This window comes from Candidatus Clostridium helianthi, from assembly GCF_045310795.1.
Lineage (GTDB): Bacteria > Bacillota > Clostridia > Clostridiales > Clostridiaceae > Clostridium > Clostridium helianthi.
On record NZ_JBJIAB010000002.1, the window covers coordinates 204,801 to 230,668 of the forward strand.

At 29.8% G+C, this 25,868-nt stretch carries 22 protein-coding genes; 2 read left to right on the forward strand and 20 right to left on the reverse strand.

Annotated elements, in window-relative coordinates; genetic code table 11:
* Positions 1-95: 95 nt before the first annotated feature.
* The 16 genes from ACJDTP_RS02535 to ACJDTP_RS02610 form a co-directional block, all read right to left on the reverse strand.
* A complete protein-coding gene (locus ACJDTP_RS02535; protein WP_012060985.1) occupies positions 96-1,538 on the reverse strand; it encodes a glycoside hydrolase family 1 protein in 1,443 nt (480 codons plus the stop codon).
* Positions 1,539-1,969: 431 nt separating this feature from the next.
* A complete protein-coding gene (locus ACJDTP_RS02540) occupies positions 1,970-2,665 on the reverse strand; it encodes a manganese catalase family protein (RefSeq protein WP_077838580.1) in 696 nt (231 codons plus the stop codon).
* A 321-nt stretch (positions 2,666-2,986) separates the two neighbouring features.
* Positions 2,987-4,093, reverse strand: a complete 1,107-nt coding sequence (locus ACJDTP_RS02545; RefSeq protein ID WP_077842005.1) for a DUF362 domain-containing protein — start codon at positions 4,091-4,093, stop codon at positions 2,987-2,989.
* Positions 4,094-4,397: 304 nt separating this feature from the next.
* On the reverse strand, positions 4,398-5,189 hold the full coding sequence (locus ACJDTP_RS02550; RefSeq protein WP_406760405.1) for an AAC(3) family N-acetyltransferase: 792 nt from the start codon (positions 5,187-5,189) through the stop codon (positions 4,398-4,400).
* Between the two features lie 25 nt (positions 5,190-5,214).
* On the reverse strand, positions 5,215-6,066 hold the full coding sequence (locus ACJDTP_RS02555) for an AraC family transcriptional regulator (protein ID WP_078114246.1): 852 nt from the start codon (positions 6,064-6,066) through the stop codon (positions 5,215-5,217).
* 46 nt (positions 6,067-6,112) lie between these two features.
* A complete protein-coding gene (locus tag ACJDTP_RS02560) occupies positions 6,113-7,162 on the reverse strand; it encodes a Gfo/Idh/MocA family protein (protein WP_406760406.1) in 1,050 nt (349 codons plus the stop codon).
* A gap of 31 nt (positions 7,163-7,193) precedes the next feature.
* Positions 7,194-8,165 carry a sugar phosphate isomerase/epimerase family protein gene (locus ACJDTP_RS02565; RefSeq protein ID WP_406760407.1) on the reverse strand — a complete coding sequence of 324 codons (972 nt, stop codon included), beginning with the start codon at positions 8,163-8,165 and terminating at the stop codon, positions 7,194-7,196.
* A 34-nt stretch (positions 8,166-8,199) separates the two neighbouring features.
* Positions 8,200-9,300, reverse strand: a complete 1,101-nt coding sequence (locus ACJDTP_RS02570) for a Gfo/Idh/MocA family protein (protein ID WP_406760408.1) — start codon at positions 9,298-9,300, stop codon at positions 8,200-8,202.
* 880 nt (positions 9,301-10,180) lie between these two features.
* Positions 10,181-10,303 (reverse strand): hypothetical protein, encoded by a 123-nt coding sequence (locus tag ACJDTP_RS02575; RefSeq protein ID WP_406760409.1) that lies wholly within the window; start codon positions 10,301-10,303, stop codon positions 10,181-10,183.
* A 288-nt stretch (positions 10,304-10,591) separates the two neighbouring features.
* Positions 10,592-11,677 (reverse strand): DUF3800 domain-containing protein, encoded by a 1,086-nt coding sequence (locus ACJDTP_RS02580; RefSeq protein WP_406760410.1) that lies wholly within the window; start codon positions 11,675-11,677, stop codon positions 10,592-10,594.
* Between the two features lie 150 nt (positions 11,678-11,827).
* On the reverse strand, positions 11,828-13,075 hold the full coding sequence (locus tag ACJDTP_RS02585) for a hypothetical protein (protein WP_406760411.1): 1,248 nt from the start codon (positions 13,073-13,075) through the stop codon (positions 11,828-11,830).
* A 101-nt stretch (positions 13,076-13,176) separates the two neighbouring features.
* A complete protein-coding gene (locus ACJDTP_RS02590; protein ID WP_406760412.1) occupies positions 13,177-14,688 on the reverse strand; it encodes a TnsD family Tn7-like transposition protein in 1,512 nt (503 codons plus the stop codon).
* Complete coding sequence (locus ACJDTP_RS02595; protein WP_406760413.1) at positions 14,685-16,166, reverse strand: ATP-binding protein; 1,482 nt, start codon at positions 16,164-16,166, stop codon at positions 14,685-14,687. The genes ACJDTP_RS02590 and ACJDTP_RS02595 overlap by 4 nt, the downstream gene beginning before the upstream one ends.
* Positions 16,159-18,294, reverse strand: coding sequence for a DNA-binding protein (locus ACJDTP_RS02600; RefSeq protein WP_406760414.1), 2,136 nt, complete (start codon positions 18,292-18,294; stop codon positions 16,159-16,161). Before ACJDTP_RS02600 ends, ACJDTP_RS02595 begins: the two co-directional genes overlap by 8 nt.
* Before the next feature lie 3 nt (positions 18,295-18,297).
* On the reverse strand, positions 18,298-19,110 hold the full coding sequence (locus ACJDTP_RS02605) for a TnsA endonuclease N-terminal domain-containing protein (RefSeq protein ID WP_406760415.1): 813 nt from the start codon (positions 19,108-19,110) through the stop codon (positions 18,298-18,300).
* A gap of 117 nt (positions 19,111-19,227) precedes the next feature.
* On the reverse strand, positions 19,228-19,791 hold the full coding sequence (locus ACJDTP_RS02610; protein ID WP_406760478.1) for a tyrosine-type recombinase/integrase: 564 nt from the start codon (positions 19,789-19,791) through the stop codon (positions 19,228-19,230).
* A gap of 474 nt (positions 19,792-20,265) precedes the next feature.
* Here ACJDTP_RS02610 and ACJDTP_RS02615 point away from each other — a divergent pair, with 474 nt between their 5' ends.
* Positions 20,266-20,568 carry a hypothetical protein gene (locus ACJDTP_RS02615; protein ID WP_406760416.1) on the forward strand — a complete coding sequence of 101 codons (303 nt, stop codon included), beginning with the start codon at positions 20,266-20,268 and terminating at the stop codon, positions 20,566-20,568.
* A gap of 50 nt (positions 20,569-20,618) precedes the next feature.
* Here ACJDTP_RS02615 and ACJDTP_RS02620 read toward each other — a convergent pair whose 3' ends face one another.
* The 4 genes from ACJDTP_RS02620 to ACJDTP_RS02635 all read right to left on the reverse strand — a co-directional run bounded on the left by ACJDTP_RS02620 (position 20,619) and on the right by ACJDTP_RS02635 (position 23,948).
* Positions 20,619-20,747 carry a hypothetical protein gene (locus ACJDTP_RS02620; RefSeq protein ID WP_406760417.1) on the reverse strand — a complete coding sequence of 43 codons (129 nt, stop codon included), beginning with the start codon at positions 20,745-20,747 and terminating at the stop codon, positions 20,619-20,621.
* Between the two features lie 61 nt (positions 20,748-20,808).
* Positions 20,809-21,267 carry a hypothetical protein gene (locus tag ACJDTP_RS02625; protein WP_406760418.1) on the reverse strand — a complete coding sequence of 153 codons (459 nt, stop codon included), beginning with the start codon at positions 21,265-21,267 and terminating at the stop codon, positions 20,809-20,811.
* A gap of 93 nt (positions 21,268-21,360) precedes the next feature.
* On the reverse strand, positions 21,361-22,716 hold the full coding sequence (locus ACJDTP_RS02630) for a hypothetical protein (protein ID WP_406760419.1): 1,356 nt from the start codon (positions 22,714-22,716) through the stop codon (positions 21,361-21,363).
* Between the two features lie 641 nt (positions 22,717-23,357).
* Complete coding sequence (locus tag ACJDTP_RS02635; protein WP_406760420.1) at positions 23,358-23,948, reverse strand: hypothetical protein; 591 nt, start codon at positions 23,946-23,948, stop codon at positions 23,358-23,360.
* 1,202 nt (positions 23,949-25,150) lie between these two features.
* On the opposite strand from ACJDTP_RS02635, the gene ACJDTP_RS02640 reads away from it, so the two are divergent.
* Complete coding sequence (locus ACJDTP_RS02640; RefSeq protein WP_406760421.1) at positions 25,151-25,681, forward strand: hypothetical protein; 531 nt, start codon at positions 25,151-25,153, stop codon at positions 25,679-25,681.
* Positions 25,682-25,868 lie beyond the last annotated feature (187 nt).

Genomic DNA, 25,868 nt, shown 5'->3' on the forward strand with positions numbered 1-25,868 from the left:
TTTGACCATTAATTTATAAACTAAAATAGATAAGTTTAAAGGAGTTATTGATAAAATCAACAACTCCTTTAAGCTTATCTATAAACTTACCTATTTTATAATTCTTCTCCATTTGTCTTTATGACATTTTCATACCAATAATAGCTATCCTTTTTATAACGATTCATTGAAGCGCCTTCTTCTTCTTCACGATCTACGTAAATGAAACCATATCTTTTTTGATAGCCATTCAACCAGCTTAATAAATCTGTTATAGACCATGTACAATATGCAATCACTTCTGATCCCTCATTAATAGCTTCTTTTAATTCTTCTATATGTGCCTTCAAGTACGCTATACGATAGTCATCATGAATTTTATTATCCTCAGTCTTTTTGTCAAATGCTCCTAATCCATTTTCAGAAATAACTATTGGTAAATCATATCTACTTGTAATAGTTCTACAGCACATTCTTATACCCATAGGATCTATTGTCCAATCCCAGTCTGTAGTTTTTAAATATGGGTTTGGAGGATTTTTAAATAATCCAGGAGTTCCACTAACTTGTGCTGATCCTTTTTTTCCTGTTGTATTCATTTCAGCCATTCCAACGCCATCAATTGGGTTATACTCAACAACTGCTGTTTGGTAGTAATTAACTCCCATAAAATCTACTTGGGCTGCTGCCTTCATAAGTTCCGCATCCCCATCCTCAAATACAGGTGCTACCCCTTGACCTTGCAGATATTTTAATGCAGCTTTTGGATATCTTCCGTATGCATAAACATCCATCCACCAAAATGATTGCAAATCATCATAATCTGCCTTTGCTATATTGTTTACTGGATTGCAGTCTATTGCATAGCTAGGTGAAAATGCAAAGCTTGCTCCTATCTTACCATCTGGCACTATTTTTCTAAAAGCAAGTACTGCTTTTGCATGAGCTAAATTTGCATGGTGATTTACTTGATAGAACATCTTTAAATCGTTCTTCTTTCCTGGTGGATGCACTGCCATTACCCATCCAAGACTTGTAAATATGTTTTGTTCGTTTAATGTTATCCAATACTTAACTTTATCTTTATATCGTTTAAACAAAGTAATAGCATAATTCTCATAATCATCAATTATGTTTCTACTTTCCCAACCATTATATTCTTCCTGTAAAGCTATAGGTAAATCCCAATGATATATTGTAACCATTGGCTCTATTCCATATTTTAGACATTCATCTATCACATTATCATAGAATTCTAATCCCTTCTCATTAACTTCACCTTTTCCTTTTGGATAAATTCTTGGCCAAGATATAGAGAATCTATATGTTTTTAATCCCATTTCCGCCATTAATGCAATATCTTCTTTATATCGATGATAATGATCAACAGCTACATCACCATTTGTTCCTTTGAATGTTTTTCCTGGGATTCTTACAAACTCATCCCAATTACTTCTTCCTTTTCCATCCTCTTCTGCAGCCCCTTCTACCTGATATGCAGCAGATGCACTTCCCCATAAAAAATCATCCGGAAAACCATGTTTTTCTTTAAAATACATTCTTTTATCCTCCTACCAACAAACTTTATATTACATCTTTATTAAAATTCTTTTAACAAAATACTATCCTTATTATTAACGACTACTTACAACTCTAGACTACCACAAACTTATTACACTTGTCCATATAATTTATAACTTTTATTTTAAAATGTAATATCTTTTACTAAGCAATAGCATCATTTAATATCCACTCATAAAATTCTGTCTATCCTAATATATGTTGTGATAGTAAATTTACATTTAAGTCTCTAGTAATCTACAAGCTCAGTTATTAATATAATTTATAAGCTTAATCGCAATATATATTAATTTTTTAAAGTACCACGTATGGCTTTTGTAATATAATCCATTTACTTCAATCTAATGCAATAAAATAATCCTATGCCAAATTAATAATACATAATTTCAGCATAGGATCTTTATACTTGCTAAGACCTAGAAGTTTCCCTACTATTTTCACGTGGGTTTTTAAAACTAGGAGGTGTTGGTTCAGGATCGTCAAAATACCTTCCAGGCGTTGATAAGTCAAAGTATAATCTAGAATCCTTTGTTACACCAAAATCTTTATTTGATGCTCTATCTTGCACCTTATTTAATGCTTCTCTAAAGAGTGCATTATGTGCTTCCTCTCTATTTAATAGAAAATCTATTGTCTCTTTTACGTATTTATCATTAATTTGACGATATAAATATTCATATACAACCTTTGCTCTTTGCTCAGCTGCTATATCAGATAATAAGTCTGCTGCAATGTCTCCTGTAACATTAACATAATCTGCAGTCCAAGGATGTCCTGATGCATTAATAAGTCCTGGCGCAAGACCTGTCAATACGTGAGTCTCTATTTCTCCTCCAGGAGTTTTAGTATAATCAACTTCATGTCCATTTAGTAAATTTATAGTTTGTGCTACCATTTCCATATGACTTAATTCTTCAGCTGCAATATCTAAAAATAAATCATGAATTTCAGGATCTTTTACCCTAAAACTTTGTGAAAGGTATTGCAGTGCTGCCTTTAGCTCACCATTTGCACCACCTAGCTGTTCTTGCATCAACACAGCATATTGTGGATTTGGCCTCTCTACTTTTACATCTCTAAGTAATGGTTTCTCGTGTTTAAACATTGTACTTGCCTCCATTCATCTCAGTTAAAATTATTTACAAGGTTAGTATTTAATAATCCAATGCTTATTATTCAAAACTCTAAATACATAACTGTGATAAATTTACATTTAGTATTCTAGAACGTTAGCACTTTTAATAAAATTACATTACAGAAACTAAATTATAAAATATATAACGCTTTTCTATTTGATTTGATGCATATTTTTTTTAATTTATAAAAAAATACCTGCATCCCTGCAGGTATAAATCTATATTTTTTTATTTGTAGATTACTAAAATTAAATAATATAATTTCTAAAATTTCAGAAATATGTTTATCTCTAAATTGTTATCAACTCATATTCCTTACTGCCTAAACCTAATTCCACAGCATAGTCAATAGCAACTTTCCAATCTGTTTCTGGACTAACATCAGTAAAGTGATCATTATGCTTACAACCACTCTTTTCAAGAAGGCTACCTTTCATAACTGGCTGCTTATTTACTGCATCTGCACAAGCTACATCTAATGCTACTGGATCAAAGGATGCAAACATACCTACATCTGGAACAATCGGTACATCATTTTCCGCATGACAATCACAATATGGTGATACATCAATTACCAAGCTGATATGAAAATTTGGTCTTCCATTTAATACTGCCCATGAATATTCAGCTATTTTCTTATTTAAAATATCATTTGATTCATCTGACGCTGGCATAACAGCATCCATTGGACAAATTCCTATGCAACGACCACATCCAACACATTTGCTGTGATCGATGAGTGCTTTTTTATCTGTTAAACTTATTGCACTATGTGCACAGTTTTTAGCACACATACCACATCCAACACATTTATCTTCATAAACACTAGGTTTTCCACTACTATGCATTTCCATTTTTCCTGCGCGCGAACCGCATCCCATACCTATATTTTTTAAAGCGCCTCCAAAACCTGTTAACTCATGTCCTTTAAAATGATTTAATGATATGAATATATCTGCATCCATAATCGCATGTCCTATTTTAGCTTCTTTTACATATTTCCCACCAGTAACTGGAACCAATGCTTCATCAGTCCCTTTTAAACCATCTCCAATTAATATATGGCAACCTGTTGAAAACGGACTATATCCATTTTCATATGCTGAATTTAAATGATCTAAAGCATTCTTTCTGCCTCCTACATATAGAGTATTGCAGTCTGTTAAAAATGGATTTCCTCCTAATTCCTTAATAGTATCTACCACAACTTTAGCAAAATTAGGACGCAAAAATGCTACATTTCCTGGCTCCCCAAAGTGAATTTTAATTGCTGCATATTTCTTCTCAAAATCAATTTGATCAATTCCTGCACTCTTGATTAAACGTTTTAACTTCTGTAGCAAATTTTCCTTAGCTGTTGCTTGCATATTAGTAAAATATACTTTCGATTTTTCCATTTTAAGTCCCTCCAAATTATTTATAAGCTAATGTACTAATTTAATTATAGATTTTAGAGTTAACTCTAAGTCAATACATATAATAAAAAAATCTGGTAAAATTAAAAAGTAATATTCTAAAAACTAGTAATGTTAAAGTTGAGGAAATTGTTTTAGATATTAAATAATATTGAAAGAAAAACAATATTTAATTAGACCTATAAGACATTGCAATTTGTATTATTCTATATTAAAAAAATCACGACATTTGATTATTAATTGTCGTAATTTTTTAATTTTCTCATTATAATATTATTCTATATGATTATTTTCTATTTTTTTCAATCCATTCAACTGCAAAATCTACAATTTCTCGTTGTCTCATGAATCTTACATTCGCATTCCCTATTTTTGTATTTTTAACTCTATACTTTTTCTCAAAATCTATTCCTATATCTACAAAATCTTCACCATCAACATATAAAGTTGAATACGTAACCCATTTACGCTCACCATCTTTCATCATTGCACAACTGTTTTCCTCCATATGCTTTGATGGGTAATCAGCTCTTTCATCTGCTAAATGAATAGATGTATTTTTATCATATCCAGTTCCCAATAGTAATACATATCCATCTAAATCATATAATTTCCCAATTGGAGAACTTTCGCCAAAAATATCGCTTAAATCATGGTTGTTTATTAAATATTGTGCATTTTTTCCCCATGCAGCAAAAGACCTTACAGGATGATCACTTCTTAAAACACCTGGCCACTTTCTAAACATTTCTGCTACTGCTCCCATTGTATTTGTTGGAGTAATATCCTTATCATAAGCTGGCCAATTATCTCTTATAATATCCCACCACTCTATTGGTTCCTCCCAATGTACACCATATGTTGGGTCCATGTTTTTCCATGTCTGTGTAGGCATAATTATGGTTCCATCTTTTCCAACTAGCTCTATTAACGCTTCAATTATGATCTGTGGGCCTCCACAAACAAATCCAAAGCTTTTCATTGAAGTATGAACTATGATATTTTGTCCACTTTTTACACCAAGTTGTTGCAGCGCATTTACTATATCTTTTTTAATTACAATTTTTCTGTCACCCATACCCTTTCCCTCTCAACTTTAATATTTAGTTTTTATTATCTCTTCTATATTTCATAGGCGTGCAACCTGCTATATTCTTAAATAGCCTATTAAAAGTTTTAATGCTATTAAATCCACAGTTATAGGCTATCTCTGCAATAGTTTCATCTTCCTCAATTATACGCCACTCTGCTTTTTTAATTCTATAATTATTTAGATAATCTAAAAATGTCACTCCAGTATTTTCTTTGAAAAACTTTGTAAAGTAATATTTACTAAACCCTATAGATTTTGAAATATCATCTAAATCAATATGCTCTTGATAATTACTATCTACATATTGAAATACACTATCCATTTTCTTTAATCTTTCCTTTTCGCGGCTTAAGTCTTCAGATGAATATGCTTGCTTAGGTATATATCTAAGTAGTATACCAGCCAAATCATATAGTCTGGCTTTTATTATTAACTTGTATCCTTCCTCAGCCTTACTATATTCATTGATAATCTCATTTATGTGCCTCTCCATTAGTGCATGGATTTCATTCCCTATAGTTAAATGTATTGATTGATTCCACATAGGTTTTATTATTTTAGTATCTTTCGTTCCAGAAAGAAAATTATCATATATGGAAGTTCTAAATTGTATTACAGCTCTATTACTAAATTTTTTCTCTTTAAAAAAACAATGTATTTCTCCACCACCAATTATAAGTATGTCACCTTGCTTTAAATTATAAGTATCTCTATTAATACATGCCTTTAGGGTACCTTCCACAAGATAAATAATTTCTATATCTTCATGCCAGTGATGTGGTGTATTAGAATATCCATCATTAAAAAACAATCTGAAAGGAAATTCAGGTTCTAATACTGTTTTTTCAAAACTTCCATGCATAAATATCTCCTCCAAAATAATTACAATTAAGCTTCTTTATTAATTTCTATAACTCTACCAATTTCTTCTTGTTAGCTGATTCACGAATACTCTCCATAAGCTTAATAACCCTCATTACCTCTGTATTCTTTACAAGAATTTCTTCTTCTCCTCTTATAGCTCCCATAACATTTCTATAAAAATCCTTAATATCAGAATTAACAATTTTAAGTGCTTCTTCTTTAATTGTTTCTTCTGTCCTAGGCGCCATAGTTTTTGTTAATCCGGCAGCTGTTCTAATAGGAATTGCATCATTTTTACGGCTATCAGTTATACGAACGACTTTGCCTCTTAAATTCCAGTCCTCTATCACAGCTGTGCCATTTTGACCTAACACATACCAGCGTGGTAAATTTATAAAATTGCTTGTTCCAACTTCTACAACGTAAATTAATCCGCTTTCAAATTCTAACTCAGCAGTAAATCCATCATCCACAAGTTCATTGGTAACATGAGTGAATCTAGCATATACTGATTTTATCCTTTCATTAATCATTATGCATGCCTGGTCAATAATGTGAACGCCCCAATCTAAAAGCATTCCACCACCATGTTCTTCTTCTTGTCTCCAATCACCTGGTATGCCACGGGATCCATGTACTCTAGACTCTATTCTAAAGACATTTCCTAAGATAGCTTCATCATATATCTTTTTTACAGTTAAAAAATCCTCATCCCAACGTCTATTTTGATGAACAACCAAAACTTTATCCATTTCTTCCGCTATATCTACCATCTCTTTAAATTCTAAAGATGACATTGCTGCTGGTTTTTCACAAATTACATTTTTGCCAGCTTTTAATGAACTGATTACTATTTCTTTATGTACATCATTTGGTGTTGCACATAAAACAATATCTACTTTCTCATCTTCTAAAAGCTCTTTAAAAGAATTATACGGATTTATTCCATGCTCTCTAGCAAACGCTTGTCTATCTTCTTTAATATCATAAGTACCGCAAACAGTCAAATTATCAATTCCTTCAATTAGCTCACGATGCCAATTTCCCATGCCACCCAATCCAACTATTGCTAAATTGAACATCTCATTACACATTGTTTTATTTCTCCCTATCAAATTTTTATAATTATGCCCAAAACATATCACCTTTAGATTCAAAAATAATTGCATCCTTTAAACAATTTATTGCTTTTATCAACCCTTCTTCTGTTGTCATCAAACTATCCTCATGTTCTATACTCAACGCATGATCATATCCAACCATTCTCAATGCAGAAACAATGTCCTTCCAATAGCCAACATCATGTCCATAGCCGACAGAGCGAAAAATCCAGGAACGTTCAATTTCCTTACCGTAGTGTCCTACATCTAGCACACCGTTTATTGGACAATTGATTTCATCCATCTTTGTATCCTTTGCATGAAAGTGGAAAATGGCATTATGCTTTCCGAGCTCCCTAATTGCTGCCACTGGACTAACTCCTTGCCAAATTAAGTGACTTGGATCAAAATTAGCACCAATTTCTGGCCCTACAGCTTCACGCAATCTTAATAAACTTTTAGGATTATATACACAAAAACCAGGATGCATTTCAAGAGCTATTTTATCAACACCATGAGCCTTTGCAAATTTCACTTTTTCCTTCCAGTAAGGAATTAAAACTTTATTCCATTGATAATCTAATATTTCAATAAAATCCTCTGGCCATGCGCAAGTAACCCAATTTGGTTTTTGGGAAGTCTCACTGTCACCAGGACAGCCAGAGAAACAATTTAATATTCTTACTCCCATTTTTTCGCACATTAAAATTGCATTAGTCAAATCATCATCAAATTTTTTCGCTATTTCCTTATTTGGATGAATTGGATTGCCATGACAACTAAATCCACTGATTTCTAAACCGCTTCTTTCTAAAATAGATTTAAATTCAGCAAACTTTTCTTCATCTTTTAACAAAATTCCTGGGTCACAATGGTGTTTCCCTGGATAACCTCCGCAACCGATTTCAATTGTTTGTACACCTTTACTTACCAAAAAAGAACAAGCATCTTCAAAAGATCTATCTTGTAAAACTGGATTAAATACACCTAATTTCATATAAATTCATCTCCATAAAATATAATATTATTAATTATTTAAAATATACAGCCTTACCAGTTTTAGCAGACTCATATATTGCTTCTAATATTTGAGTAACTATTAAAGCTTGTTCAGGCTTAACCACTAATTTATCACCATTAATGATTGCATTATAGAATGTACTTTGTTCTATATCAGGAGCATTATCTTCTTCTCCATCATAAAAAGCAACCCCAGTAGCATCTAGTGCAGGCTTTTCTATACATTGTTTATTATACTTAACAGAATTTATCCTCAAACCATCTTTCATATCGGCACCAGCTTTTGTACCACATAAAGAAGTTTTAGCTTCATCAATATCAAGACTATTTAGTGCCCAGCTTGATTCTAGATTTATTGTAGCTCCATTTTTCATCTTAATAAATCCAAAAGCTGAATCCTCTACTGTAAACTCATCCTTATCCCAATCTCCCCAAGCATTTCCCGTACATGTTTGATCTCCTAACTTGTGGTATACAGATCCTAATACACACTCTGGTTCATAATTATCCATCATCCAAAGTGTTAAATCAAGAGCATGAGTACCTATATCAATTAATGGACCTCCACCTTGTTCATCTTCATTTAGAAATACTCCCCAAGTTGGAACGGCTCTACGTCTTATTGCATGTCCCTTTGCATAATAAATCTCACCTAAATCACCATTTTCGCATGCAGCTTTCAAATATTTTGAATCTGCTCTGTATCTATTTTGATAACCTATAGTTAAGATTTTGCCAGTTTCTTGCGCTACTTCAAGCATATCTTTAGCTTCAGCGTATGTTTTAGCCATTGGTTTTTCACACATAACATGCTTATCAGCCTTCATTGCATCAATAGATATATAGCTGTGTGATTTATTTGGAGTTAAGACGTAAACGGCATTAATTTCTTTTTCTTTTGTTAAAAGAACTTTGTAGTCAGTATAAATTCTACTTTCTTCTTTGCCATATTTAGCTTTTGCCTCTATAGCTTTTTCTTCTATTAAATCACAAAATGCTTCTATTTCTATGTTGTTATTCTTTTTTATTGCTGGTAAATGCTTTCCGTTTGCAATACCTCCACATCCTATAATAGCAACCTTTAATTTCTTTTCATTGCATGTATTTTCCATAACAGTTCCCGACTTTCATAGCTTAGTAAACCTTAAAGTTTGAAGTCAGTTTTTCACTTCCTTTCATAGTAAATTATCATAGTTTATTACTCTTATGAATGATACGTATCATTGTCTTTCATAAATAATTTTATACTTAATTTTGTCTATTTACTCGCCATTAATTGCTTAGTTATTCTCAAATATTGTTTTGAGTATATTCTTTGAATGCTATGATACATTAATTTACCACTTTAGGTTGAAATCAAAACATTTATTGTCTATATTACAACTATTAATAAATTTGTTACTTTCAAAAAAATCTTTCCTCCTTCCCTCCCCCCAGTCTTTCTTCGTCAACAATTCAAACATAATTTTTCTTTTTTCCTTCACCTAATCCATTGTTTAAAACTACATAAAAAGAAAAACCTTATTTTATTAAAATAAAGTCTTTCTATTCCTCTTATATCTTATTTTTTTTCTTATCCAGCAACTCTTAATTGATAATTAGGCTTTACCCTGATCCTACTAAAATCCTCTTGTCCCCCTGCTATACCTTAAATACCCAATCAACTCTTAACTCTACTTTCGCTACAATGAATAAATAATACAGTTGATATATTTAGATATTCTCTAAAGGGCACTAATAACAAAGGAAATGCTTATTAATAAACTATTATTTTAATTGCCACCGACTGTTTGTTATTGGTGGACAAATAGTCGGAATCGCTTCATCCACTCTTTGAATCGCTCGTAATTCAAGCTATTGTTAGTTTCAAAAAAAGTCTTTCCTCCACACGCCCCTCAATCCCGCTTTCCTCCGTAACCAATTCAAATAAAGTTTTTCCTTACTCCCTCTTCCAATCCGTTATTTAAAACCACATAAAAAGAAAAACCTTATTTAATTCAAATAAAGTCTTTCCTTTTCTCTTGCAAATCTCTTGCCTTCTATTCTGTTTTTTCTTATCCATTGACGCTTGTTCGATTGATGATTGAGCCTTGCCTGATCCTTGCTAAAATCCATCTAAACCCTTGCCATTCCTTTATTCTAACATCTTACTTCTTATCCCTCGAAACGCTCTAACGAGCGAGGCGGATAGCCCCCTTTCTGGTTAAGCTTCAAGCGTTCTTTTCTTGCATTATTCTTGCGTGGAAGAACTATTTTTGAAATATGGAAGAGGTTTATTGGAATTGGAAAGGGATTATTGTGTGGTTACATAGTAGTATTAAGGATAAAACTATTTTTCTAATTTATAAGTTCTTTAATATCAATTTCATCTAATGTAACTCCTCATAACATATCTGTAAAACTTTAATTTTCCTTGCATGACGAAAGCTTAAAAGCATTAGAGATATTACTTGTTACTTTTTCTGAAATCATCCAATGCAAATACCTATAGTTTTTTAATAATGATAAGACCTTCTCTGCCAATCTTTGTGTAGATTCATCTATTGTTAACGACCCATCAACTCCATATTTAAGTATATAATTCCAAGAACCAACTAAAACATCTGCCATTTGTATATATTCAGAATCTACAGATTCAGCAAAATCTAATTTTGTTAATTTATTTTTTATTCCTCTTAATGGATTGTTTTGAAAGTGAGTTACATAATCCTCACCTTTTGTGACAACATTAAACATACTTAAAAATGAAACATCATATGTTTTCTGTTCATCATGTACTATAGAAATAAACTTATTATTTTTATACGCATAATCATCTAAAATACTAATCAAAGTATAAAAAGTAAACCAATTTACACTTTGGATAGCCTTTTCTTTATCAATTTTGTGAGAAAAAATATCATCAGTATTGTCATTATCAGAAGAAAATGCAGGATTACTATTTATAAACCTAAGCGAATTCTCAACAATTTTAGCAAATTGTTTGTATTTGTTAGTATCAAAATATTCTATCATTCTATTTATACAATCTATTATTCCAGAAATATCGTGTTTTGAATAGTTCTTTGCAAAATCATTAATAATGTTATCTGGTAGTTTATAAAACATCATTGCTAAGTCATATTTTGAAATGCTCATTTCATCATAGGTAGCTGAATTAGGAACTAAATCATTATATTTAGGGTCAAGAAGTTCTTCAACCATTCGTGCAGATATTGCAAAACGTTTTTCTACAATACAATATATAGGAATGAAATTATATTCACTTGCCATATTAATTAATTTTAATAGAGTTTCTCTACCTTTTGGGCTTCTAACAAGCTTTGAAGACTTAACCTCATTACCTGCTCTTAAATTATGAAAAGCTGATTTAAATTCGTCATCATCCATGTTATCAGGCTTTATCCACCCTCCTAAAACATAAAAAGGTTGCGTAGTGTCTAAATAATTTGAACCTGTTTGTCCTGATTCATCACAAAAAAATTGCATTATACTTTCCCCCTGTATACTAATCTAATCAAATTTAATAATATTGATTCTATTCTGATAATAAACTTTCACATACTTTATTAGTATATTTTATAATTTTCTTAACATAAAATAGATACATTACAATTAACATCGTATAATTATTATTGTTCATTCTGTAAACATATCGAAAAATAACTTTCTAAATGGTTCGTCTAATGTTAATGAAACCAACTTACTCCACGTAGAAATGCTTATTGTTTCATCTTCAACACACCAAACTTTATAATGTGTTGTGCAATATTTATCAATCGGTACTCCTGTTATATTAACTATATCTGCATATTTCAAAGCATATATTTCCATGCTATATTGATTTACAGAAAAATCAATATGTTTAAAACTTTTAACATTAGGATAGTATTTGGCATGAATAAAATTTGTTAGCACAATCTTATCCTTTATTATATCTTTATTCCAAAGTTCTTCTACTTCGATATGATAAAATCTTTCCCCATCCTCAATGTCAGGTTTTATTATCATTACAATTTTATGAAATGTTTCTGGACAGAAATGAACTATTACTTCTTTATTACTAATCAATTTATCAATATCTGCAAAATCCAGTAAAATCCCCCGATAAACTTGAAAATCTGTACTTGCTGTACTTATCATTTTGTCAGGCATAGTAGCCAAATTTTCGTCTAATCGCATAGCAAATTTACAATTAGGTATTTCATCATTAATTACTTTAATAGTAAACGGAATTTCATCCATCGGTAAACCAATGCTTGTATCGAAAAATATGTTATATAAATAATATTTACTATCATATATAAATCCCTGTCTCATAAACTTTGCATTTTTTATGAGAGATAACCCATATTTATTATGTGTAAATGATAAATCTTCACGAACCTCTATATCTTTTAAATCTCTAATCTCCACCATATCACCATCTAATAGAAAACATACCAGTGCATAAATCGCTTTTTTTTCGTTAATATCAAAATATTTCTCAAAGCTTAATTTACTACTTATTACTTTAAAAATTAATGGACATTTCTTGTTTTCTTCAATATATTCAGTTTTGGGTTGAAGTATTTTCATTCCAACATACCAAAAGCTATTATTGTCAAAACAAAACATTAACAGTTCCTCAATATCTATATTTAAACTACTATATAATGCAAAAGCTTCATCTGTTACTTTTTCTAAAAAATAAGGAATATCATTTCCATCTCTCATAAAAAGCCTAATCATTTGTTTGGGATGATACTTAAAATAATAATTTGGATAATTTATATGAGCAACTCCACCATGCGGTTGTTTTTTCATGCTTAACATATAATAATTTGCTTTCCAAAATGTATCTAACCCTATTATTTTATCTACTAATACATCAAAATCGTTCTTCATTCTATCACCTAAGTATTTTATTTATATACTATTATATCATTATCTGGAAAATAAAAAGTATTTGAAACCTAAAATTCAAATACTTTTTACTATAATTTAAATTAATTATCTATTATCTTTTCAATTTGCTCTCTAAGTTCTTTATTGTTCATACCACCAAATCCTGCATATAACTGAACCTTATAAGGTGTCACCATAATATCTTTATCTATTATTTCTTTAATAGCCCACCTTATTTTTCTCACTCTAAATGAATTAATATCTTCCGTAGCAGAATCAATGTACACTTGTGTTTTTATTAATTTCTTATTGTTTAAATATCTTGTTTCTCCACATTCACGTCTTATTGAACTGCTACGTATTCTTATTGGTTTTCCTGGTTTACTTAACAACATTTTGACTGCATTTTTCACCATATCCAAACACTCTTCATCTCTTTTATTCCAATCAACAACAGCTTCTTTTTCCTTCCTCTTAATATATCTTGGTGTTACTTTTTCATACCACTCTCTATCATATTTATAAATATATGTGTGCAATCCCTTACCAATACGTTTTAACTCGCTTCTTGGAATTGACGGATTATCTTCAATAATTTTTAACCATTCCTTGCGTTTTTGTTTAAGACTAAAAATCGGGCTATGTACCTTCCTTTTATAGCTCTTACCAATTACAATATTACATTTGAAAAACTCTTGTAATTTAACATCCAAAAACTCCATTATCAATAAGTGCCTTAGTACACTTCTGTTCTTATTATTTTTTCTAACGAAAAGCCTTAGCCAATTTGTCTCGTCATCAACATCAAAGTTGCTCTGCATAAGCTTTAAGTATTCTTTTGAATAATAATCTCCAAATTCTTTTTGAAATTCCTTCATATATATATTGCCATTTGAAGAAGCAAGCTTTCTTTCTCTTAACTTATCTATATAGAAATCAATTATAAAATCGAGTTCTTTTCTTTGTACATTATTATTAAACAAATATTCTGTTTCCTCAATATACTTGCTATTTATACTAAAAAAGCTTTTGCTTTTTTCCTCTATATCTTCACATATACTAATTTTGCAAATATCTTCATCAGCACATATGTAATCAATTGTATTATCATTCGTTACAACCCTACTCTCTATAAGTAAAGATTTATGTTTTTTACAGTACAAAACTCCTGGTATCTGATGTAATCTCCTCCAATATGTTTCACCATCTCTATCAATATCTTCTTTACAACATTGGGGACAATATTTTAAGTAATTGCTGAATTTAACTTTAGCTCCACTTAGCCCACTTTTTATAAACAAATTCTCTCTTCTACCTTCAAACATTGTATTATAAATTTCAATTGACTTTTTAGGTGATAAAAAAGAAGTTATATATGGATAAAAGGTATGGTTCTTTATTAAATAATTTTCTGTTATTTTTGAGGTCGGTGGCATATTTCCAACAATAGACTTAAAATGCAATGGAAGATACATAAAAGTCTGTCCTAAACTTGTATTATAGAAATCATTTATAAATGATCTTTTACTAATAATTCCACACATTCTTCTATAACGAGCCACTACGCTATAAAATAATTCATCATCATATAAAATAGGAAAACAGTTCATCATAGTTCAACACCATCCTGAAAATAACTCATATCATCTATATATTCATTTTCATTTAGAATATTATACGGACTTTTACCTTTAAGCCCTCCTTCATGTACAAGCTTTCTCAAGTCATCATCATTTAACTCCTTTACTTTAATACTTTTTATTTTATTAATTAATGGATTTTTTTCTTTTTTATCTACTACAATACTCTTTTCATTTTTTACTGTCTTTATATTAGGTTTCTTCTCTTCTTCTACTGTATTATTAATATCTAACCTTCTTATATCTTCATATTGCTGTATTTTATATGTGTTTCCTGACCTGATTGCCTCAATCATTGGTTTCATTAACCTAAACTCTTGCTCTGCTACTTTTGCAATAAGTTCTTTTGTAATCTCCTCTTTACCAGTAGTTATAGCTACATATTGACAGTTTACAAACAATTTAACAACTAAATCACTGATACCTTGTGTAAAATAATAAAACAAATTTACTATTTCATCAGTTAATGCAACTGGTTTTCTTGTCCATTGATACCTCCAAAGCCCTTTTAATAGCAAACTGAATTCTTCATCGTTATTCATATTGTTCCATATTATTTCACCGTTCCCTGTAACCCTGCGTGAAATCCTTAGCTCACTTTGAAAAATATCATATGAAGCAGGAGTTCCTATGAATAAAATTGGTACTCCAAACAAGTTTATCAAACTAACTAAAAAGTTCATTATTTGGCTTGTCCCGCCTCTGTTGAGATGTTGTAATTCATCAATTATAAGCATACCAAGACCTACATTATTAGCTACCTTCCCTATTAACGACATCATAGAATCAGTAGATAAATTTCTTGATACAGACCTTTTAAAATTGTCAGTTCCTAAAAGTTCATCAATTTTAATGAAAAACTGATGTGCCAATGACTTAGGGCTTGAATTGAATGGTGCTTCAAGTTTAAGCCACGATAATTGTATCTGATTAAAATTCATACCATTATACTCATTATGACAAATTATCTGAGGAATACATGAAACCGTTAGATTAGTAACTGTACTTTTCCCCATACCACTATGCCCCACTAAAAGACCACAACTTGCTGTAGTCCTAAAGCTTGATCTACTATTAATATCAAAAGTTCTATTTATAATCTGTTTGCCTGTTTCATTAACAAATCTTTTGTATTCCTTACTAAATGGATTTCTTGCTACATATCCCTGTCTAATTAGTGTATTAATATTGTTCCAAACTCTAACATGTATAGGTAAAGCCAAAAATACCTTATAAATTCTTTGAATTAAGTGAACCCTTATTGAACTATCAAATTCTCTTTCATTAACATCAAATGGTTGGTTAATCATTAGACTTTTTATAATTTCTTCTTTGTTTTTTATTTGGGGCAAAGCTTGAATATATGGATTACTATTGTATTCAAATATCGGTAGTTCACTATAAATGGCTTTACTTGCTTCCATGCCATTTGGTAAAAATATTTTACTCATATATATCCTCCCAGTATTTTTCTTGAATATTTTCAAACATATCTAATTCATTTTCTTCAATTGCTGTTTCCGTATCCTCTCGTATAGTTTCCTCACTTTCTTCTATAGTTTCAGCTAAAGTTTCCCTATACAATTCTTTTTCTTTTTTATTATTTTCACCAATACCCATTAATCTTTGTCTCTTAGATAAAGTAGTATCTTTATCTTCTTTTGTTACCTGCCTTGCATTATCTACGATAGTTTCAATTTCATTAAAAAGCTTTATTTTATTAGCTAATTCCTTCTCTTTAGCTTTTTTATTCATTTCTATTTCCTGCTTTAAATATTCATCTATCTCAAATTCACTTTTATTCTGGTATTTTTGCAAATGCTCTACTAAAGCTAATGAGTGAAAGACCTTACCCCCATCTTCAACAAAATAGATAACACTCATATCTAAAGGATTGTAAGATACTTTAATGCTCCAACCTCCTTTTGCTCTTGCTTTTGAGAACCATCCATTCTTTAATGTATATTCTGAGGCATACAGCATTTTCTTTAGTAAAACACCCTTAGACGTTACCTTAGCGGTAGTTGTAGGGTACAAATTAATCTTTATAAATTCATCAGGTAATGTACGAAGTATTCCTTTTTTATTATGCACTCCATAATTCCAAATCTTTATTGGAATTTTTTCGATGTTTTCTTCAAACATCATTTCTTGTGCTACGTCATCAGAGAGTACATGGGAATTATTATGAAACAATACACACTTCAGTATAATTTTAGTTAATTCCTCTAACGTAAGTGTTGACTGTAATCTGTAATCAATCTGGCCTCTTTCAATCCTATTTTTTCCGTTAACAACTACTCCGTCAGCAAAAGGTTTGACTTTTAAGTTCATAAGCCGAAAGCTCTGTTCAATTATTCCTTTATAATCGGCTCTATAGGCGGGACTATTCTGTATGGATATACCAAGATTCTGTATAGCTGTCTCTATCTGCGAATTCACTATTTCTCCTCTATCAGCCAATATAGCTTGCGGTATACAATATGGAAAATCATCATCTGTAATATCAATTCCGTATTTTTTGTAATAATCAACTTTACTTGTCATAGCGTTTGTTAATGCTATCATTGCCCCAGAATATGAATTAAAAGATTCAATGGTTACATTTACCCCAATAATAAGTCTTGAATATACATCAATCACCAAGTATAACACAGGTCTGGAAATAATATTATTTCTGTTTAATGAGCTAACAAGGTATATATCAAAGATTGTACTATCAATTTGCCACAATGTTCCTGGTCCAAGTTCTGCTTCTTGTGTGGAACTTCCTATTATGCTTCGATAATTTTGATTATAAATTCTTTCCCCGTATCTTTTTGATACTTCATTTTTAGTATTATTCAATTTGGTAAACCAATAAAAAAACTGTCCATATGTTGGCATTTGAGATTTGTCCATTAATACAGGTATATTTTCGCCTTTTTCCTTAATATATTCCTTAACAAAATTATCCCTAATTATTAACTCATAAGTAATTTTCAAATTATTTTGCTTTTGATTGTAATAATATTTGTTTAGCCCTTTTATAAACATTTCTTTAATTTTGTGGTCTACATTTACACCTTCTTTGTTATTAGCTGATGGTCTGCCTCTTTTTTTATCACTTGAATTTTTTTCAATTCCTTTTAGGCCGCAATTATAATACTTAGGTAGCAATGCGTTTTTAACTTTCCCATACTTGAAATACCTAATTAAATAATTCTTTATAGTCTTATTATTAATTCCAAATATTTTACTCGCTTCTTTTATTAGGGGACTTCTATATTGGCTAAAATAAAGCTCATATCCTTTAGATTTATCTAATAGAAACCTTAAAACTTCCCATGCAAAATCTCGTTTTTCTCTTTCTTTAATAACTATGTCATCGTCTGTTACTTTTCTGATATAATTATCTTCAACAACTTTAGCTTTTTTATTTTCTATGTCAGCGTATATCTTTTCTGCTGAAAAAATGTATGGCATTTTTTCAGCTTCCATATTTATAACAAACAAATTTTTATTTATATTGTCTACATCTATAATTCTTAATACTGCTTTATCATCATATTGAATCAGCATATTCTCACTTATATACACTTCTTAGTCCTCCTCAAAAAACTTTAATAACTTCATAACCGTGATATTAAAATTGATAGGTTGTGTCATATCCATAGTGATTCTTTTTATAGCAAGTAAATATCTAAATAAATACAGTGCAGTTCCTTTAACAACATCATATCTTGATTCAAAATCCTTTAATACGTCCTTAACTATAATGCCTTTATTGTTTGATAGATGAAAATATAATTGTGTTGATAGTTTATCCTTTTCTTCCACTCCCCCTGAATTGTCTAAAAGAGTTTCTCTCACCCACTGAATGTTCTTACATAATTGACGGTCGAGTTCCTTATCAGTTATAACTTTGAATTCTATACCTCTTGCTCGCCAATATCTTTTTTCAATCTCTAATTTCTCAATTGTAATTTTTTTATTTAATTCAGAGCAATTCTTAATAGCTCTCGCTATATATTTTATTTTTTCATCTGGTTCTCTTAAAGTTAATAAGAAGTTTGTTGTAATAACAAATTGATTTCCTGGTTCGCTGTCCGAAAATTTGTCTAAAGCTAAATTATCTTTATCATCAACAGTCTCCATCAAATCTAATAGTGGATAGCATTCTCTAATATCTGTTACCTTGTTACTCCACTCAAAAATAAGGAATGCTCTTAATTGATTGTCTGAATGAAAATGATGTATTCTTTTTGTTTTGATTCCCATTATTCTTGTAGCTCTTCCTTTAGAAGAAAACTCATTAATCTTCGTCCAGGGAATATAATCAGCACCTTCCCCTATTCCACGATCTTCTTTAATATGTTTTCTATACTTATTTGATATTTCAATTTCATTATTCATGGATACTAACCACCTTTACTAAAGTAAATTTGACAATAAAAAATACACTATAGTAAAAAAATCCTCTTTTTTTTAAAAGGGATTACCATAGTGCATTATTTATTCTATTACTTATGATTACAAATTTAAGTTTACATAAATATCATCTAATTCCTCTTGTTCAACTGAAATATAATGCAATACTTCTCTCGGAGAAGAGTGATTTAAAAGTCTCATCAGGAAAGTTATGTCGGTCCCCCTCTTCCATAAATGGTATGCAAATGTCTTTCTCATCCCATGACTGCCAAAGTTTATGTCTGATAAACCACACATATCTAAAGCTTCCGTAAGTATCTGAACAGCTCTCTGTCTTGTAATTGGTTTGTTATCACTTTTTCTGCTTACAAATACATATTCATCTTGTTTTAGCTCATAAGCTTTTACAAACTCTTTTATACTTTTTTGAAGATTTGGAGACGTAGCGAATCTTTTACTCTTCCCCGTCTTTTTCTCCTTCACATCAATATATTCTTTAGGCTTCTTTCCATCATATATGTCGGAAACCTTCAAATTTAATATATCAGAAATTCTAAGTGCGGACGAGATTCCCATTGTAAACATTAGGTAATTCCGAATTGATTTGCTTTTTAAATACATCTTAACTAAATCTATTTGTTTTTTCTCCTTTAACGGATATGTCATCTTCAAAAATACTTTCCCCCCTATCAATTTCTATATTTTATCTCAATTTTACATAATAAGCTTATCAAAGATATTGTGTAAAATTCACCACAAGTTTAAAAAGCATTATTTTTATAATTGGCTTGTTTATTATATTTGTATCTTTCCTCTCTCGGATTCTGTAAAATTCAAAAATGCTAATAAATAATGCAGATAATATAGTAAGTATCCGCATTGTTTTTCTAATAGGTATATGAAAATTATAACATTTTATAAGTAGTGTATTCAATGTAAAAGCTGTACATCCATTGTTGAAGATAGTCAACATAAAAACTTAAATAATTATAATAATAGACCATACTAAAACAGCTATAATTTAATTTGCAACATCATAGATTCATTTTATCAAAAATAATGCTTTATACAAATATGACACTATACTCTACCAATTTATATATATCTTAGATATAATATTCTTTGAATGGTGGTGGTACAATGAATGACTTTGATATTCTTATATCTAATCTTAATGAGTCATTATTGGGCTTATGGAGAAAATATACAACTGAAACTCAAAGGGCTGAAAAAATTTTTAATGATTTTTATGACCTCGTAATTACTATGAGTTTTATGAAAATTCTTCCTGAAAGCCGATTAGCTATGGATATACTACATTTCTATAATCATTACAGACGTTTTAGATATGTAAATTCAAAAGAATATTCTCAATATTTCTCAGAAGAAAAAATTGCAAAAAAAGAATTTAGTAGACTTGTTGACCAAATAAATAAACTGTAAAATAAAAGAGCTTCATATAGCTCTTTTATTTAGAATATAAATTAAACTTATTATTTAGATTCTTCAATTTTTTTCGCCAAATATTCTAATGCTTTATGTATCTTAGACTTTAGGTCTATATTAGTATTTTTTTTAGAGTCTTTTTTTATTATTTTATTATTGTCTTTTATAATAGCCATCTTAACACATCCTCTAACCCTTTATTCCTGTCTTAACTATCCTGCTCCACTTAATTTATACCTATAACTCCTTTTCTATATCTCCCGCTATCCTTTCTCCTTTATCATTTGTATAAAATGCGACCTTAAACCCATGTTTCTTATAGAAATGTTCAAGCCTATCAAAATGGTCTTGATCCACTTCTGATATAGTTCCTATTATTTTCTTAATATCTGAATTTTGGTTTACATATTCAAATAAGTATTTCATCAAAATAGAACCATTGCCCCTATTTTTATTACTAATAATTATATCAGCTATTTTTATAATTTTCTTATCTATATCATTAGGATACCTCTCTGTTATTATATTTAATTTTGAAATATCCCTTTGGTTGTCTATACTTTTTAGGGCTATGAGCGTATATTCATCTTTATCCTTTATTGCACAAGCAAAGAGACACTCCCTTACTTTATTCTTTTCCTCTCCTAATATAATATAGTGACGTTTCAAGTCATTCAAATATTCTAATTTATCCATACATTACTCCTTTAACCATTTACTTTTATTTTCTTATCTTATATATCTATATGCAGTATCCCCATTTTATAAAAAGAGCATTAATGTTCTTTTTTAGAATGGCATATCTGTAAGTTCTTCTTCATTTACAAAACAAATGATGTTAACTTCATCATCTTCTTTCTCTAATATTACATTTCTTTTTTCATCTTTAGTTTTCTCAAATATAGCTTTATTTTTCTTTGGTCTTAACAGTGCATTTTGGTATCTTTTTACCGAAGCACTATATATCTTTTGAGAGAATTCTATACCCATGACTTTCTCTATTTCTATCCTGCTTATATTTTCAAGTGTTATTCCACCTTTAATTATTTTTTTTGCTATTCTTTCAGCTTTTGCAAATATAATGCTGTCATATTCAGGTATAATATAGAAGTATGTATCATAGAAATCTTCATGGGCTTTTTGAGGCATTAAATTAGTCATCCTCTGGGGAACATTTTCAGGATTTACTACCACTAACAATCCCAATACTCTATAAAGAACGAATAATCTTGCAATATAATTATACGACAGCGTTTTAATTTTTTGCTCCTCTTCTATTATTTGTTCTGCAATATCCTTTAGTCTTGCTTCCATATGCCTTGTAGAACAAAAGAACACAGCTTGCTTATCATAACTTTCTTTAGATGTTAAAGTGCTTTCAAGAGCCTTTAAATTCATTTCTTTTAATACAAACAGATTTCTACTTATTAATTGGCTTACGTTAGGGTACGTATCACCTACATTGCTAAGATATAGTATATTATTTGCAAACTTAACTTTCTGTTCTCTTCTATATTTTGTATCTTTATTATTAATCTCTATACCTAACATCTTTGCTAATTCCTCCATAGCTTCGTAATAATTCTTTTTAAACATAGCTCCATATATGTCTATAAAGTTTAGTGATATTTCAAACTCCTCTATTTTATCCGTTCCTATTATTGCACGTTTACCTGTTCCTATAAACATCTTGAAGGCTGTGTATTCTCTTCCATTTATGTCTTTTACTTTTATAGAATTAATATACGCAGGATAAAAGATTCCTAATTCCCTATAATAAAAAAACGTCTGAAAACTCTCTCTTAAATCATATGTTAAATTGAAGAATGGTCTAAAATCAATTTTACATATCAACTTTTTAACTTCATCGAACGTTTTGGCTTTCTTTCCACAATAGGAATACTCTTTTGCTATTTGTTTAAAGTTATCTTCAAAGTATTTATATATCTTATGTTCTTTATATATAATAGCTAAATCCGTTGCTAACCTAAGTGTAATTCTTTTAGAGAGTAGTCTATTTAAAATATCAACTTGTTTTAAGTCATTACATTTCTTAGCTTCACCTATACGTTCTTTAATTGCACTTATGTTTTCTATCTCAGTCAGTGTTTCATCAAAATTAATAAAGTATCTGTCATAATTCATAGTTATCCTCCAAACATTTTCTTCTTCTGTACTTTCATTTATTATTTACTGCAACAATGACTTACAAGTGATACTATCAATATATTGTTTAAGTAATAATAAAGCTTGTTTACTATATAATATACACTTTGAGATGTCTCGTAAATATCTTTTAGGTTCTACATTGCTTGACCAATAAATTTTATATATTTTCGACTAATTTTGAAGATATAAATTACGTAAACCTTAGTAATATCAATACACTTCAAACTTTTAAAACTGAAACAATAACTAACTCTCTATATAGCTTGTTAATTTATATTTTTCAATTATCGGATATATAGTGTACTTTTAACTTATTCCATGCCCTTTTAAGAAGGGCATTACTTTTAAAACATATTCACCCTTCGGGGATATACAGCAAAAGGGATTAACCCTTTTGTATTTTATAATCATTATAGAATGTAACTTTATAAAAATGAAAGACAACATCAATATACATATAATATCATGTCTAAAGAGGTGTCGTTTGTAAATATTTTACATGCAATTATTAAAGAATTTTCATCAATTTAAAAATAAAGTGGGTATATGATATTCTCCATAATCATTTTAAAATATTGTGATTTTTTGATGAAAAAGAAGAGCTACTTGAACTCTTCCTACTCCATAAATATATCTTCATCTTCTATTGTTCTTTTCTTGGTTTCTTTTTTAGCCACAACAGTAGCTTCTTCTACAATTTCTACTGGATACTTCTCCATCAATTCTATAATAGCTAATTCCATTAATTGTTTATTACTAACACTTTTTTGAGCCTGACAGTATGCTTTAAATTTAATGAATACAGAATTAGAAACATAAAATGACCTATTTTGGCTCTCTTCCTTAGCACTTCCTATTCTTTTATCTACAGCCTCTACTATCGTAAGTTCCTTTTGATCTTCATGCGTATCTTCTTTTATCATAACGCTATTTTTTTCTATATATAGCATTTGAATAAATCTAATTTCCTCTGTCGTGAACGGATTAGCAATAATAATTTTTTTTAAGGAAGCTACGTAATAAGCCCCTTTATCCGCTAAAATCTGCGTAACCCATGTCCAACTAAATCCAAGCTCATTTGTTATTTTATTAGTGTCTTGAACCTTCTCCAAAGCTTTATTCACAACTTCTACTTGTCCGTTTAAGTCCAATCCCTTGAACCATTCCTGTCTATCTTTATTTATACTAATTTGCTTTCTCTTCTCCATAATTTTCTCTTCTTTCGTTTACTTATTTTGTGAGGGGCCAAAAGCCACTCAAATATGCTAATCTATAAGACTTTCTTTGTTTATCTTATATTGTATTATAGATTATTAGAGACAGTTTAATAACTTTCATAATCAGAAAGCTAATCAAAAATGCTCCATCAATTTAAATTGACTATTTAGGATTAAGAGATAAGTATATTGACTATGATATTGGTGACATAGTGTATAAAACTTGATATACTAAATTAAATATATCAATCAACTCCCTTTTAAAATATAAAAGAGACCTTATTGATCTCCTATGTATATGAATATGTGATTACAATATGATTTTAGAAACGCTATTTCTAAAACATAAGAACTATGTTCAGCATAAATGCTGTTGCAAATACAGCTATTCTACAAAAGTTTTGATAATTTTCCTGTTTAATATTGTTGCTACCATTTAAACAACCCCTTTCTTATTTTGCTTTTATATATTATAAGCACTTGGAAGGGGTTAATAATTTTTAGAATAGGATTTTGATTAGGTAATTGGTTGTCAATTATAATTGACAACGCAATTGGCTTAAAATACATGATATAATAAAATGTGACTGCAAAGGATACTCTCTTTTGTATATTCTATGGGTTTATTTATCGGAGAAAATGTGGCGAGGAAGGCAGTCGATTAAATGGCTGTCTTTTTCGATTTAATGATTGAAATGTAGATTGAGCTTACAGAAGACCTTATCTGTATGTAGTTGTCATTTAAGGCGATTTAGAGCTAATTAAAGAAAAAGTTTATATGGTAGAATATTGGAATGTTGTTGCTGTAGGAGGAGATATGTGATGTGATGGCATGAGATATAAAAAATAAGCTACCACAAATGTAATATCTCATTATTTATTACCTTCAAACTCATCCCCCTCTATTTACCTCATAACCAAATCATACTAATATAATTACCTTAAAAAAACATATGACTTCCTCTTACATATAGACTATTTTTATTATTTCATTAAAAAAGAGCTATTTCCCCAATAGTTACTTAAACTAAAATCCTTGTCATTAATATAAAAACACACTGACTCTGTATTGATAATATTATAGCTTTTTAAAGATTTATTCGCCATAATTTTCATCTAATATGGTATAATGTAAATAAAGAATTCGTAAAAATAGTGGGGGCATTAGCATTTTATGTAGGAGTGTGTTCATCATGGATGAAAAAAAAATAGTTTGGTATAAAAATTGGTTAGACGTAATATTCAATTTAAGTATAGCACTTACCCCTTTGTGTATTAATGGAGATAATAGTATTCAATACCCTTATTTTCCAATTGTTATGTTTATGCTTACAGTAAGTGGTGTATCATTATATGCTCTAAAAAGAGAATCTAAGTATAACTTAAAAGTTAATACACTATTTTTGTTTCTTAAACCATTTTTACTGGGTGTTGTAATTCAAATAATAACAACACACGCATTTGATCTAAAAACTACAATAGAAAATTTTCTCAATATATGTGTAATAGTAGTGTTATACATGTGGTGTGAAAGACCATTTTTTAGTCTTTACAAGATAATAGGGAAATGGGCTATCTTCGATTTTATCATAATGGCTATCACTCTATTAATAACAGTAGAAGCCCACCTACACTGGCTTATACAAGTAGTTCTATCACTATCAAGTTTCATAATAGCAGTAAAACTAACATGGAAGTATAAATTAAAGAACAAAAACCTCTAAAAAACATAGCCTCCCACCATAAAAATAACCTCCTTGTTTAGAACTTGGAAGGTTATTATTTTTTCTTTTTAAAAGCTGTAATTTATTCTCTGTTTGGATTTCCCTTTAAATCTCTTTAATTCTAACATAAATAATGTATTTGTTATATTGACTAACTACCAGAAAGTCGCATGAGTTATTAAAGTAA

Coding starts and splice junctions, on each gene's coding strand:
- ACJDTP_RS02535 (WP_012060985.1), bottom strand. CDS start 1,538: ATGTATTTTAAAGAAAAACATGGTTTTCCGGATGATTTTTTATGGGGA.
- ACJDTP_RS02540 (WP_077838580.1), bottom strand. CDS start 2,665: ATGTTTAAACACGAGAAACCATTACTTAGAGATGTAAAAGTAGAGAGG.
- ACJDTP_RS02545 (WP_077842005.1), bottom strand. CDS start 4,093: ATGGAAAAATCGAAAGTATATTTTACTAATATGCAAGCAACAGCTAAG.
- ACJDTP_RS02550 (WP_406760405.1), bottom strand. CDS start 5,189: ATGGGTGACAGAAAAATTGTAATTAAAAAAGATATAGTAAATGCGCTG.
- ACJDTP_RS02555 (WP_078114246.1), bottom strand. CDS start 6,066: ATGCATGGAAGTTTTGAAAAAACAGTATTAGAACCTGAATTTCCTTTC.
- ACJDTP_RS02560 (WP_406760406.1), bottom strand. CDS start 7,162: ATGTGTAATGAGATGTTCAATTTAGCAATAGTTGGATTGGGTGGCATG.
- ACJDTP_RS02565 (WP_406760407.1), bottom strand. CDS start 8,165: ATGAAATTAGGTGTATTTAATCCAGTTTTACAAGATAGATCTTTTGAA.
- ACJDTP_RS02570 (WP_406760408.1), bottom strand. CDS start 9,300: ATGGAAAATACATGCAATGAAAAGAAATTAAAGGTTGCTATTATAGGA.
- ACJDTP_RS02575 (WP_406760409.1), bottom strand. CDS start 10,303: ATGGATTTTAGCAAGGATCAGGCAAGGCTCAATCATCAATCGAACAAG.
- ACJDTP_RS02580 (WP_406760410.1), bottom strand. CDS start 11,677: ATGCAATTTTTTTGTGATGAATCAGGACAAACAGGTTCAAATTATTTA.
- ACJDTP_RS02585 (WP_406760411.1), bottom strand. CDS start 13,075: ATGAAGAACGATTTTGATGTATTAGTAGATAAAATAATAGGGTTAGAT.
- ACJDTP_RS02590 (WP_406760412.1), bottom strand. CDS start 14,688: ATGATGAACTGTTTTCCTATTTTATATGATGATGAATTATTTTATAGC.
- ACJDTP_RS02595 (WP_406760413.1), bottom strand. CDS start 16,166: ATGAGTAAAATATTTTTACCAAATGGCATGGAAGCAAGTAAAGCCATT.
- ACJDTP_RS02605 (WP_406760415.1), bottom strand. CDS start 19,110: ATGAATAATGAAATTGAAATATCAAATAAGTATAGAAAACATATTAAA.
- ACJDTP_RS02610 (WP_406760478.1), bottom strand. CDS start 19,791: ATGACATATCCGTTAAAGGAGAAAAAACAAATAGATTTAGTTAAGATG.
- ACJDTP_RS02615 (WP_406760416.1), top strand. CDS start 20,266: ATGAATGACTTTGATATTCTTATATCTAATCTTAATGAGTCATTATTG.
- ACJDTP_RS02620 (WP_406760417.1), bottom strand. CDS start 20,747: ATGGCTATTATAAAAGACAATAATAAAATAATAAAAAAAGACTCTAAA.
- ACJDTP_RS02625 (WP_406760418.1), bottom strand. CDS start 21,267: ATGGATAAATTAGAATATTTGAATGACTTGAAACGTCACTATATTATA.
- ACJDTP_RS02630 (WP_406760419.1), bottom strand. CDS start 22,716: ATGAATTATGACAGATACTTTATTAATTTTGATGAAACACTGACTGAG.
- ACJDTP_RS02635 (WP_406760420.1), bottom strand. CDS start 23,948: ATGGAGAAGAGAAAGCAAATTAGTATAAATAAAGATAGACAGGAATGG.
- ACJDTP_RS02640 (WP_406760421.1), top strand. CDS start 25,151: ATGGATGAAAAAAAAATAGTTTGGTATAAAAATTGGTTAGACGTAATA.